General features: G+C 68.0%; 12 protein-coding genes. 8 read left to right on the top strand and 4 right to left on the bottom strand.

Features of this window, described 5'->3' with window-relative positions; translation table 11 throughout:
- Positions 1–82 precede the first annotated feature (82 nt).
- On the top strand, positions 83–502 hold the full coding sequence (locus E0H73_RS16470) for a cupin domain-containing protein (RefSeq protein ID WP_131356315.1): 420 nt from the start codon (positions 83–85) through the stop codon (positions 500–502).
- A 4-nt stretch (positions 503–506) separates the two neighbouring features.
- On the opposite strand, the gene E0H73_RS16465 is transcribed toward E0H73_RS16470, so the two are convergent.
- The 3 genes from E0H73_RS16465 to E0H73_RS16455 all read right to left on the bottom strand — a co-directional run bounded on the left by E0H73_RS16465 (position 507) and on the right by E0H73_RS16455 (position 3,013).
- Positions 507–1,202, bottom strand: a complete 696-nt coding sequence (locus E0H73_RS16465) for a DUF4386 family protein (protein ID WP_131356313.1) — start codon at positions 1,200–1,202, stop codon at positions 507–509.
- Positions 1,203–1,328: 126 nt separating this feature from the next.
- Positions 1,329–2,159 carry an LLM class F420-dependent oxidoreductase gene (locus E0H73_RS16460; protein ID WP_202867407.1) on the bottom strand — a complete coding sequence of 277 codons (831 nt, stop codon included), beginning with the start codon at positions 2,157–2,159 and terminating at the stop codon, positions 1,329–1,331.
- 107 nt (positions 2,160–2,266) lie between these two features.
- A complete protein-coding gene (locus E0H73_RS16455) occupies positions 2,267–3,013 on the bottom strand; it encodes a phosphotransferase (RefSeq protein WP_131356307.1) in 747 nt (248 codons plus the stop codon).
- Between the two features lie 358 nt (positions 3,014–3,371).
- Between E0H73_RS16455 and ald the strand changes: the two genes are divergently transcribed.
- The 7 genes from ald to E0H73_RS16420 all read left to right on the top strand — a co-directional run bounded on the left by ald (position 3,372) and on the right by E0H73_RS16420 (position 11,312).
- Positions 3,372–4,487 carry an alanine dehydrogenase gene (gene ald, locus E0H73_RS16450; RefSeq protein WP_131356304.1) on the top strand — a complete coding sequence of 372 codons (1,116 nt, stop codon included), beginning with the start codon at positions 3,372–3,374 and terminating at the stop codon, positions 4,485–4,487.
- Entirely contained in the window at positions 4,484–5,416 is a 933-nt protein-coding gene (xerD, locus tag E0H73_RS16445) for a site-specific tyrosine recombinase XerD (protein WP_131356624.1), read from the top strand. The genes ald and xerD overlap by 4 nt, the downstream gene beginning before the upstream one ends.
- 357 nt (positions 5,417–5,773) lie before the next feature.
- On the top strand, positions 5,774–6,784 hold the full coding sequence (locus tag E0H73_RS16440; protein ID WP_272949131.1) for a ParA family protein: 1,011 nt from the start codon (positions 5,774–5,776) through the stop codon (positions 6,782–6,784).
- A complete protein-coding gene (locus E0H73_RS16435; RefSeq protein WP_131356301.1) occupies positions 6,769–7,134 on the top strand; it encodes a hypothetical protein in 366 nt (121 codons plus the stop codon). Before E0H73_RS16440 ends, E0H73_RS16435 begins: the two co-directional genes overlap by 16 nt.
- Positions 7,131–8,102, top strand: coding sequence for a segregation and condensation protein A (locus tag E0H73_RS16430; RefSeq protein ID WP_131356299.1), 972 nt, complete (start codon positions 7,131–7,133; stop codon positions 8,100–8,102). Before E0H73_RS16435 ends, E0H73_RS16430 begins: the two co-directional genes overlap by 4 nt.
- Complete coding sequence (gene scpB / locus E0H73_RS48235) at positions 8,099–10,588, top strand: SMC-Scp complex subunit ScpB (RefSeq protein ID WP_337590320.1); 2,490 nt, start codon at positions 8,099–8,101, stop codon at positions 10,586–10,588. The genes E0H73_RS16430 and scpB overlap by 4 nt, the downstream gene beginning before the upstream one ends.
- Positions 10,581–11,312 carry a pseudouridine synthase gene (locus E0H73_RS16420; RefSeq protein ID WP_131356618.1) on the top strand — a complete coding sequence of 244 codons (732 nt, stop codon included), beginning with the start codon at positions 10,581–10,583 and terminating at the stop codon, positions 11,310–11,312. The genes scpB and E0H73_RS16420 overlap by 8 nt, the downstream gene beginning before the upstream one ends.
- 380 nt (positions 11,313–11,692) lie before the next feature.
- Here the strand turns inward: E0H73_RS16420 and E0H73_RS16415 are convergent, their stop codons facing one another.
- Positions 11,693–12,346: a DinB family protein gene (locus E0H73_RS16415; protein ID WP_165555700.1), complete on the bottom strand. Its 654-nt coding sequence runs from the start codon at positions 12,344–12,346 to the stop codon at positions 11,693–11,695.
- Positions 12,347–12,460 lie beyond the last annotated feature (114 nt).

Raw genomic sequence — 12,460 nt, 5'->3', positions numbered from 1 at the left:
GTAGACATGCCGCGATGGCCGGCGACCTCGCCTACACCACGGTGCACACCATCCTGACGCGGCTGGGCCCGAGAATGAACGCATGGAGAAGCCTGTGTTGGCGGAACTGCTGGGCCTGGAGCCTCATCCCGAGGGCGGTTGGTATCGACAGACGTGGCGGTCGGACGTGGAGTTCGAGCCCGAGGGGTACGGCGGAACGCGTGCGAGTGCGACCGCGATCTACTTCCTGCTCGCGCCGGGCGAGGAGTCGCGCTGGCATCAGGTGCGCTCGGCGGAGATCTGGCTCTGGCACTCGGGCGGCCCATTGACACTCGAGTACGGCGACACCCCCGAGACCGCTGAGGCAGTCACCCTGGGACCGGACGTGCACGCCGGCCAGCAACCTCAGGTGGTCATCCCACCCAACGCGTGGCAAGCGGCACGTCCGGCTGACGACGAACCGGTCCTGGTGTCCTGTGTGGTCTCACCAGGGTTCGACTTCGCGGATTTCAGGATGCTCTAGGCACTCAGGTCTGCGGTACGACGCCCTCGCCGGCGGTCACCTCCGGAAGGTGTTCGCGCACCATGTAGCCGCCGGCGCAGACCAGCCAGACCGACGACAGCAGCAACGGGACCGTGGTCATCAAGGTGCCACCGGCAACGAACGTGCCGTCGGAGACGAACACCCCGAAGGCGCCGGCGAACGACACCACCGCGGCCAGCAGAGCGAGGTATCCGAGCCAGTTCGGCATCAGCCGGGTCCGCAGTACGCCGATGCCTGCCGCGGCCAACGGCAGAGCGGCGGCGAAGCCGATCATCGTGGTCATCACCGCGGTCACCTCGAACAGCATCAAGGAGAAGCCCGCGTCCCGGCCGTCGACGCCGAAGGCGGTCGCGCCGGTGAGTGCGGCGTTCACGAAGATCGCGCTACCGACCAGCACCGAGCCGGCCAGCAGGGCCAGGTGGACGTCACTGCGTTCGGCCCGCTCCCGCATCGCCTCGGCGAACGCGGCGGCGAACCAGATGATCAACCCGGCCGCAGCGCACCACATCAGCGAGCCGATCAGGATCGTGTTCCGGTGGTCGCTCAGGTAGCCGGTGATGGTTCCGTCCGAATCGCCGACCGTCGGAGGGGTGCCGGGCAGGAATCTGCCCAGGAGAGCCAGGACGACGAAGGCCAGTCCGGCGAAGCCGCCCCAACGCAACTCATGTCGCTCAGTCATGGGGAAACACCTCCACAGCGCACCGCACGATGTGGTGCGTCTACTGCCGATGTTCCCTCGTTCCAGCGGGGATTCAAGGGGTGCCGTCCGGCGAACAGGCGCGTCGTCGGACGGCTCCGTCAACCCCTATCCGAGGACCGTTGCCAACGCCTCGTACCCGGGCAGCAGGTCGACCCCCTCAGGCCCCAGCAACTGGATCGCGACGTGGTCCGCACCGGCCTGCAGATGCGCGTTCAGACCCTCCGCGACCTCCACCGCCGAACCGTGCAGCACCATCGCGTCGACCAGCCGGTCACTGCCGCCGTCGGCGATGTCGTCGTCGGTGAACCCGTACCGCTTGAAGTTCGAGGTGTAGTTGCTCAACTGCAGGTACGACGCCAGCCGATCGCGAGCCGTGGACCGCGCGATCTCGTCGTCGGTCTCCAGCACGATCATCTGCTCCGGCGCGAGCAGCACCCCGCCGCCGAGGATCCGGCGTGCTTCGCGGGTGTGCTCCGGCGTCGTCAGATACGGCAGCGCGCCGGCAGTCCGGCTGCCCGACAGTTTCAGCACCTTCGGACCGAGCGCGGCCAGCGCCCGCCGGTCGGCCGGCACTTTCGCGTCGTCCAACTCGTCGAGGTAGCTCACGATCGTCTCGTACGGCGACCGGTAAGTACCGGTCCGCTCCGGGTGGCCGATGCCGACCCCGAGCAGGAACCGCCCGGGATGCTCGTCCTCCAGCCGGTGGTACGACGCCGCCACCTCCGCCGCCGGCGACTTCCACATGTTCACGATGCTGGTGCCGACAGCAACCGAACTCGTTGATGCGAGCAACACTTCCGCGTCGCGCAGGTCCGCCTCGGGCGATGCGCCCAGCCACAGGGTGCCGTACCCGGCCTGCTCCAGCCCGGCCGCCAGTTCCGGGCCCCAGTGCGGCGATCCGTGCCAGACCCCGAACCGTCCCAGTTCGACCGCCACGTCGTTCTCCTCTCGTCGACCGATCTCAGGGTGCAACCCGGGGCGGGCGGGCTCCATGGTCAAGCATCCCCGACGACGCGGAGGGGGCGTCAATGATGGTTGTCACGTCAAAGGTGGGCGGCGATCTCCGGGACCCGTCGTTGCAGGTCCTTCAGCCGGTGTTCGGTGCGCTCCGGTTCGCCGACGGTCGCGAGGTTGAGCATGCCCGGATCGCCGGCAACCTGACCGGCGCGGATGACGCGAGCGGATCGTTGCGCGCGCAACGGAGCGCCCTCGAGGATCTGCAGTGGCGTGAACACGTCACCGCCGTACGCCTCGGCCATCAATCGCAGCCGGGCGGCCTGGTAGGCGGGGTCCATCGGCATCGCGAGTGGTGCGGTGTTCCAGGCGGTGAAGGCGATGTCGTCCAGCGGTACGCCCGGGCCGGCCATGTCCCAGTCGATCACGCCGCTGAACCCGTCCTCGGTGCCGATCCAGTTGTAGTACCCGTAGTCGTGCATGCAGATGATCTGATCGGCCGCGAGTTCACCGTGACTTGTCCGCCAGACGACCTCGCCCACTGGCCGGTACGACGCGACTACACGGTGGTACTGCGCGAGCCAATGCATCGCGTCGACCAGCACGTCATCGGGCACCTCGGGGCCGTACGACGTACCCGGCAGGAAATCGAGGATCTCGCGTCCGCTGTCGTCGAAACCGTGTACCCGAGGTACGCCGGTCAGTCCGGCTGCGGCCAGGTGGTTGAGCAGTCCATGAACGGCCGGCGTCCACGGCCCGGTGGCCCGCCGCACGGTGTCGCCGACGCGGACGGCACCACCGACATTGCCGCCCGGCAGGGCGATCTCTTGCTCCATGTCACGACCTTCCAACGGGCGTTTCAACCGGGGTACCGGAAGTGCGCACAGGTCCGCCCTTCGGGGCAGTGCAAAACTGGCGTTAAGACAGAAATGGAGATTGCGTCAAGATTGCGCAAAGCCTGCGGGGCAAGGGATTCCAGCGTCAACGTCACGCGCCGCCACGGCGTCGTACAAGAGTGTAACCGAACCGCCGGGCAACGAATCAGCGAGTCGTGTCACGATCAGACCATCCGATCAGGTGGTATGAACTTCGCGGGCTTACACTCGGCAGCGACCTGGCAGCACACCCCTCACCGCCGGGCCGCGGACACAACGACGTGGGCCGCACACCTGGAATGTGAAAGAAGGGCGAGTTGTGAAGGTCGGAGTTCCGAAGGAAGTCAAGAACCACGAGTACCGGGTGGCCATCACCCCGGCCGGTGTGCACGAGTTCGTGCGCAGCGGGCACGAGGTTCTGATCGAGCGGGATGCGGGGGCCGGTTCGCTGATCCCCGATGACGAGTTCGTGGCGGCCGGGGCACGGATCCTGCCGACCGCGGACGACGTCTGGGCCGAGGCCGAGCTGGTGCTCAAGGTGAAGGAGCCGGTGGCCGAGGAGTACCACCGGATGCGCAAGGACCAGGTCCTGTTCACCTACCTGCATCTGGCCGCCAGCCGCGAGTGCACGGACGCACTGCTGACGTCGGGGATCACCGGTATCGCGTACGAGACGGTGCAGCTCTCGGACGGGTCGCTGCCGCTGCTCGCGCCGATGAGCGAGGTGGCCGGCCGGCTCGCCCCGCAGGCCGGTGCCTACCACCTGATGCGCAGCGGCGGTGGCCGCGGTGTGCTGATGGGTGGCGTCTCCGGCGTGCACCCGGCGCGGGTCGTGATCATCGGCGCGGGTGTCGCCGGGATGAACGCGGCCGCGATCGCCCTCGGCATGCAGGCGCAGGTGCAGTTGTTCGACCGCAACATCGCGCGGCTGCGCGAGGCCGACCGGATCTACCAGGGGCACCTGCTGACGATCGCCGCGAACGCGTTCGAGATCGAGAAGGCCGTACTCGAGGCGGACCTGGTGATCGGTGCGGTGCTGGTGCCGGGGGCGAAGGCACCGAAGTTGGTCAGCAACGACATGGTCAGCCGGATGAAGCGGGGCAGCGTGCTCGTCGACATCGCCATCGACCAGGGCGGTTGCTTCGAGGACTCGCACCCGACCACGCACGCCGACCCGGTGTACCAGGTCCACGACTCGCTGTTCTACTGCGTCGCGAACATGCCCGGCGCGGTCCCGAACACCTCGACGTACGCACTCACCAACGTGACCATGCCGTACGCCGTCGAGCTGGCGAACCTGGGCTGGCGGGAGGCGCTGAGGCGCGACCACAGCCTCGCACTGGGACTGAACACCTTCGACGGCCAGGTCACCTACGGCCCGGTCGCCGAGGCACACGACCTGCCGCAGTTGAAGCTCGACGAGGTGCTGGTCTGAGCATCGGCCGGGCGGTCAGCGCATACCTGGACCACCTCACGGTCGAGCGCGGCCTGGCCGCGAACACCCTGGCGTCGTACCGGCGTGACCTGCGCCGGTACGACGGTTACCTCGCGGCGGCCGGGATCGACGATCTCGGCCGCGTCAGCGAGGCCGTGGTGAGTGACTTCCTGATGCGGCTGCGAGAGGGCGACGCGGACCATCCGCCGCTCACAGCATCGAGTGCCGGCCGCACTCTGGTCGCAGTCCGGGGCTTTCACCGGTTCTGTCTGCGTGAAGGGCTGACCGCTGTGGATCCGGCAGCCGCGGTGAAGCCGCCGGCGCCACCGCAGCGGTTGCCCAAGGCACTCTCCGTCGACGAGGTCACCCGGATCCTCGCCGCGGCCGCGGGAGCCGAAGCGGAACCCGCCGTACTCGCAACGCGGGACGCGGCGTTGCTGGAGTTTCTGTACGGGACCGGAGCCCGCATCTCTGAAGCGGTCGGACTGGATGTCGACGACATCGATCTGGAAGCCGGTGCGGTTCTGCTGCGCGGTAAGGGCAGCAAGGAGCGGGTCGTCCCGGTCGGGTCCTACGCCCGCGACGCGTTGTCGGCGTACCAGGTCCGTGGCCGTCCGGATCTGGTGCAGCGCGGGCGCGGTACGCCGGCTCTGTTCCTCAACGCGCGAGGTGGTCGGCTGTCGCGGCAGAGCGCATGGACCGTACTGCGCCGGGCCGCACAGCGCGCGGGGATCGCGAAGGAGATCTCACCGCACACGCTGCGCCACTCGTTCGCCACTCATCTGCTGGACGGCGGTGCTGACGTCCGCGTGGTGCAAGAGCTCCTCGGCCACGCGTCCGTCACCACCACGCAGGTCTACACGCTCGTCACCGTCGACAAACTCCGCGAGGTCTACGCGACGTCACATCCCCGTGCTCTGTCGTCCTGACGCCTAGTCTGAGCGCCGTGACCGAGCAGATCGCTGCTTGTGCCCGGCGAGCATGACGACGTACCTCATGGACGCACGGCGGTCTTCGTCGTCGCGTTCGTCCTGTGCCGGCCGATCGCGGCTCGGTCGGCGGCACGGGACGGGCAGGCTCGTGAAACCGTAGCCCCGATGGAGTCGCTCCCGGGACGGTGTGCGATCATCTGACTACGGTTGGTCATCCTGGCGCGGTGATCGACCGCGCTTGGAGGCATGTCGACAAACCACCCCACCCCGGTGCGGAGTGGCTGGTTGAGAGTGCTTGAATGCACGCTTACAGTCGCTGGGATCGCCCGTATCGGTTGAAAGGTTTGACGAGTCATGAACGAGTCGACATTCCCGGGCACCGAGCAGCTGCCGACGCCTGCCCAACCGATCGCGCCGCAGCGGAACCTGACCGTACCCGACAACTATGCGGAGATGCCCCGGCCGACGGCCAAGCTCACCGCGGAGGACATCGCACCTGTGACTGACGCGCACGGCCCGAGGAACAAGATCGGGCCGACCGGCCGGCCACTGCCGGACCTGCCGGTGCCGCAGCGGCCGGACAAGACCGGCCCGGCCCAGGTGATCGCGATGTGCAACCAGAAGGGTGGCGTGGGTAAGACCACCACCACGATCAACCTCGGCGCGGCGATCGCCGAGACCGGGCGCAAGGTGCTGCTGATCGACTTCGACCCGCAGGGGTCCGCCTCGATCGGCCTCGGCGTCCAGCCGCACGACCTGGAGCTGTCGGTCTACAACCTGCTGATGCAGCGCGACATCACCCCGGCCGAGGTGATCCGGCCGACCCGGGTGGAGAACCTCGATCTCCTGCCGGCCAACATCGACCTGTCCGCGGCCGAGGTGCAGCTGGTCCAGGAGGTCGCCCGGGAGTACACCCTGCAGCGGGTGCTCGAGCCGATCATCCCCAACTACGACGTGATCCTGATCGACTGCGCACCGTCGCTCGGTCTGCTCACGGTGAACGCGCTGACCGCGTCGAACGGCATCGTCGTACCGCTGGAGTGCGAGTTCTTCGCGCTCCGCGGCCTGGCCATGCTGACCGACACGATCGGCAAGGTGCAGGACCGGCTCAACCCGAAACTGGAGATCGTCGGCATCCTCGGCACCATGTTCGACGGGCGTACGACGCACGCCCGGGAGGTCCTCGACCGGGTGGTCCAGGCCTTCGACGAACGCGTCTTCCACACCGTCATCCGGCGTACCGTGAAGTTCCCCGAGACCACGGTCGTCGGCGAGCCCATCACGACGTACGCCCCGTCCTCGAGCGCGGCAACGCAGTACCGCGATCTTGCCAAGGAGGTGCTGGCGCGTTGTCCCGCCGGGTGAGCCTGCCAGGTGCCAGTGAACTCTTCGGGGGTGCGGCACCGAAGCAGACCAGACCCGAGAAGCGCACCACCACAGACAGCCCGACGCCGGCCGGAGTCCGGTCGCGCACGGCTGTCGTCGACGACCGCAAGTCCAGCGGTCGGATCCGGCACGACACGAAGATCACCGTGTACGTGACGGAGGAGGAGCTGATCGGCCTGGAGAAGACCAGACTCGCGTTGCGCGAGGAGCACGGCCTGAACGCCGATCGCGGCCGGATCGTCCGGGAGGCGATCGACGTGCTGCTGGCCGACTTCGTCGACCACGGACCGGACTCGGTGCTGGTACGGCGGCTCAAGGCCTCGGAGTGACCGTGGTTCCCGAGTCGTTGCCGTTGGATCTGCCGTCCGGTTCGTCGGCCGACGGCGTGCCGGCTGTTGCCGAGGGCAAGGGATTCAGCGTTCACCTGGTCAACTTCGAGGGGCCGTTCGACCTGCTGCTGCAACTGATCAGCAAGCACAAGCTCGACATCACCGAGATCGCCCTCTCGGTGATCACCGACGACTTCATCGCGCACATCAAGGCGCTCGGGTCGGAGTGGGACCTGGACCAGACGTCGGAGTTCCTGCTGATCGCGGCGACACTGCTGGACCTGAAGGCGGCCCGCTTGCTGCCGAAGGGCGAGGTCGAGGACGACGAGGACCTCGCGCTGCTCGAGGCCCGGGATCTGCTGTTCGCGCGGCTGCTGCAGTACCGCGCTTTCAAGCAGATCGCGGCGCTGATCCAGGAACGGATGGCTGCCGAAGCACGCCGCTTCCCGCGGGCCGTCGGGGTGGAGCCGCGGTTCGCCGAGCTCCTGCCTGAGGTGCTGCTCGGGATCGATCCGGCCGGGCTGGCTGCCTTGGCTGCTCGTGCGCTGGCTCCGAAGGACAACCTGCCGGAGGGCGTGTCGCTGGCGCACCTGCACGCGCCGACCGTCACAGTGCGCGAACAAGCCCTCGTCATCGTCGACCGCCTGCGTCGCCAACGCAGCACCACGTTCCGCGCGCTCGTCTCTGACTCGCCCGACACCGTCACCACTGTGTGCCGCTTCCTGGCGTTGCTGGAACTCTTCCGCGAAGCCGCCGTCTCCTTCGACCAGGTCACTCCGCTCGGCGAACTCACGATCCGCTGGACCGGCACCGACGAAGGCGAGATCGACGTCAGCGACGAGTTCGACGAACTCCACCCACCCGAGTCAGAAGAAGGCGAAGCCCCCGAGGTCCAGGAAGACCCAGACTTCCTGGAACCCGCCACTCCTCCCACCGACCCAGAACCAACCGAGACGGTGACCCAGTGACCAACCCCCAAGACCCACCCCTGGCCACCGCCTCCACCCCCGAAGCCCCCGCCGCACCGGAGTCCACCACCCCGCCCGCACCCGAAGAAGCAACTGCCGGAGCGCCAACCTCCGAGGCCACCGATCACGGCGCAACCGCGGACGAACCGACGGACACGGACGAAGCAACCCCCACCACCCCCGACGAACCACCGACGCCACCCACCTCCGAGGCCAGTAGTGCGGATGAAGGCGACGCGTACGCCGAGGACACCAGCCCGGCGACAGCATCAGCTGAACCCACCGACCACGGTGCACCTGCGGACGACGCCAACCCGGACGACGCCACGGCAACCGAGGAAGCAGCTGCTGGGGCGCCCACTTCCGAGGCCAGTGGTGCGGAGGACGGTGACGCGTACGCCGAGGACGCCAGCCCGGCGACCGCAGCAGCTGAAGCCACGGACGACGGTGTAGTTGGGGAGGACACCGGCTCGGACGCACCCACGGAAGCTGGGGAAACGGCACCCGCGGCACCCACCTCCGAGGCCAGTGGTGCCCATGACGGCGACGCGTATGCCGAGGACGCCAGCCCGGCGACCACGTCAGGTGAAACCACCGACGACGGTGGTGTTGGGGAGGACGCCGGCTCGGATTCGGTGGAGAGCGGGGACGTAGTACGTGAGGGCGCCGGGGACGCGGCTGAGGTTGCTGCTGGGGAACCGGCTGGTGGGGATGAGGACTATCTCGCGCCGGGGCAGACTGAGGTGCCGGTGGGGGATGAGGTTGTTGTTGATGACGACACCATGCGGCGGGCGCTCGAAGCGATTCTGATGGTGACGGACGAACCGCTTCCAGTGCTGACGTTGGCTCGCGCGGTCGGCCGCCCAACCGGCGACATCTCGGCAGCGCTCAACACCCTGGCTGAGGAGTACACCGAGCAGGGCCGCGGGTTCGATCTCCGGGAGATCGGTGGCGGCTGGCGCTACTACACCCGCGTCGAGGCAGCGCCGTACGTCGAGCGCTTCGTCCTCGACGGTCAGCAAGCCCGCCTGACCCAGGCCGCACTCGAGACCCTCGCCGTCGTCGCGTACAAACAACCCGTCAGCCGAGCCCGCGTCTCCGCAATCCGCGGAGTGAACGTCGACGGCGTCATGCGCACCCTCGTAGCCCGCGGCTTGGTCGAGGAAGCCGGCGCCGACACCGAATCCCAGGCGACCCTCTACCGCACCACGACGTACTTCCTAGAACGCATGGGCATGCAGTCCCTCGACGACCTCCCCGAACTGGCGCCGTACCTCCCCGAAATGGACGACATCGAGGAAGAACTAGCCGCCCAAACCATCCCCGCCGCGTCCGACCAGCCGTCCGACGATTCCCCCGAAGCACCCGCCGCCGACGCAGACACCACCGAGGCCGACGCATCCGCCGGTGAGCCGGGCGAGTCGGGAGATGAGATCCCCGCGTACGTCGACGAAGGTGAACTCGTCGAGCGCGAGCCCGAGGCAGAAGCTCCCGAGCACGCTGCCGGCGCGCATGACCAGCACCCTGGGTACGCCGACCCGGAGGCTTCCGACGAGCCGGGACAGTCTGAGGACGAGCCCACCACGAACGCGTCGTACGACGCGGATCCTGCAGACGCCGGTGACCGGAAGTCCGAAGCCGAGCCTGGTACGAACTCGGCGTTCGACGATGATCCCGCGGACGTCGGTGGGCGGCAGTCCGAGGACCAGGCGCCTGAGTACGACGCCCCGGATGGCTCCGACGAGGCGGGTGAGCCGGACGACGAGCCTGGCGCAGGCCAGGCGTACGACGCTGGTGCCGCAGATGCGGGTGAGCCGGAGTCCGAGGACGAGACGGATCCTGGGATCGACGGCGACCTGAGCACGGCGGATGCTGGACGCCCTGGGGCTGACGGGGATCTGAGCACCGCGGAGGCGGATGAGTCTGGTGACGGACTCTCGGAGGCTGGGACGGAACAGGTCGACGGGTATGACGGGGAGTCCGCAGACAAGGCGGACGCCGGGATCGACGGCGATCTGAGTTCCGCTGGCACGGATGAGCAGGAGTCCGGGTACGCCGGCCTGAACGCTTCCGACCAGGCGGATGAGCCCGAGGACGAGCCTGCTGCGACCTCGGCGTACCACGCGGATTCTGCGCACGCCGGTGGGCGGGAGTCCGAGGACGAGACGGATCCTGGGATCGACGGCGACCTGAGCACCGCGGAAGCTGAGGACCCTGGGAATGACGGGGACCTGAACACCGCAGAGCAGGACGACACTGCAGACCAGGACCACACCGCGGAGTTGGACGAGACTGCGGTTGGGGACGAGCGGGCGGCCGGTGGGTCGGGCGCCGTGGTCGGTGGGGACGAGCGGGCGGCCGGTGGGTCGGGTGCAGTGGTCGGTGGGGACGAGCGGGCGGTTGGTGGGCCGGGCGCGTCGGACAGCAACGAAGGTGTGAGTGGGTTGGGTTCTGGGGTGGTTGGGGTTCGTCGGTCTGATGGGTGAGGACGGGGTTCGGCTGCAGAAGGTTTTGGCTCAGGCGGGGGTGGCGAGTCGGCGGAATGCTGAGTTGCTGATCGAGCAGGGGCGGGTCGAGGTCGACGGGGCCGTGGTGACCGAGTTCGGGGTGCGGGTGGATCCGGAGGTCTCGGTGATCCGGGTCGATGGGGAGCGGATCCCGCCGGTCAGTGCGCACGTGTACCTGGTGCTCAACAAACCCCGCGGCGTCGTCACCACGATGGCGGATCCGCAGGGCCGGCCGTGTATCGCGGACTACGTGCAGGACCGGCCGGAGCGGCTGTTCCACATCGGGCGGCTCGACACCGACACCGAAGGTCTGTTGCTGCTCACGAACCACGGTGAGTTCGCGCACCGCCTGACGCATCCGTCGTACGAGGTCTCCAAGACGTACGTCGCCGAGGTCGAAGGCAACGTCAAGCCGGCAGTACTGCGCACGCTCCTCGACGGGATCGAACTCGACGACGGCCCGGCCCAGGCGGACACGGTGAAGGTCGTCTCCAGCGTCCGCGGCCGCACCCTGATCCAGATCAGCCTGCACGAGGGCCGCAACCGCATCGTCCGCCGCATGTTCGACGCGATCGGCCACCCGGTCAAACGCCTCACCCGTACGGCCATCGGCCCAGTACGCCGCGGCAACCTCCACACCGGCGAACTCCGCCCCCTGGACCCCAAAGAACTAGGCCAACTCCTAGACCTCGTAGACCTCTAACATCCAGCTCCCCAGCGGCACGCGACCAGCACGCAGGTGACAGGCGGATGATCTGCCCGCCCGCCGACGGGCTGCGAAACGCGACGGTAAACAGCTGGCGGCCCACCACTGGGTGTCAGTGATCTCGGCCACCGGACCGTCCAAGGTGCTGGGTACGACCTTGTGCACGGCTCGACCACGTCAGCGGGTGTCCGGTGGTTGATCGATGCACAAGGTCCTGGATGTACGGCGGCTACCCCAGGCTCTATCCAGCCCGCGGCTGGCACCTTCGACTGTTAACACCTACTGGTGCCTGTGAACAGATCACGACCTTGTGCACGGGTCGACCACATCAGCGGGTGTCTGGTGGTTGATCGGCGCACAAGGTCGGATGTACGGGGCTACATCGAGCGCAGGGCGAGGGCGACCAATCGGCGGAGCGTGCGTAGTTCTGAGCGTTCGTGCCAGGCGAGTCGGCGGAGGACCTTCACCGTGGTCCACACCTCGCCGTTGGCCCGCCGTACTAGGTCCGCCGGGATTGTGGCGACTGCACGGCGGACATACTCCGCGGACTGCTTCAGTTCGTCGGCCAGGTCTGGCAGCGGCTCGCGGTAGGGCAGGCCGAGGGATGGGAGGTAGTAGCGGCTCTCGGTGTCGGCGATGTGCCAGGCGAGTTGCCGCACGGTCCGCCAGCCGGCAAACGACGGCAGCACCCGGTCGGGATCATCGAAGTCGAGCATCTCGGGGGAGCAGGACGCGATCAGAGCAACCGTCTCCCGCCGGCTCTCCTCGAGAATCTCCAACGTGGCAGCCCGTTCGGCCTCACGAGCAGGAGCCAGATCCCGTTCGAACGCCTGCTCGTCACCCACCACCCGCTCCACCACCACAAACTCCAGGTCGGAACCAAGCTCCGCACCAAGATCACGGAGCGCAGCAGCCTCATCGACACCCTGCCCGCAGCACCCCCACCGCGAGGCATCGAAGACCCAAGCGGCTGTCCCGTCGTCCATCGCCATCTGTACGCCGGTCTCGACGTACGCCCGCACGTCCACCACCCACCGGATGCTAACCACGAGCACCGACAAAGCAGACTGCCGCTGCCAAGACAAAGGCAGCGGCAGTCTGGGTTCCGCCGCCCGGTGCCCCTCAACACCCGGTCAGCGGCTGAT

Origin of the sequence: Kribbella pittospori, assembly GCF_004331465.1 — a bacterium.
Lineage (GTDB): Bacteria > Actinomycetota > Actinomycetes > Propionibacteriales > Kribbellaceae > Kribbella > Kribbella pittospori.
This window is presented reverse-complemented; position numbering and strand designations above follow the sequence as displayed.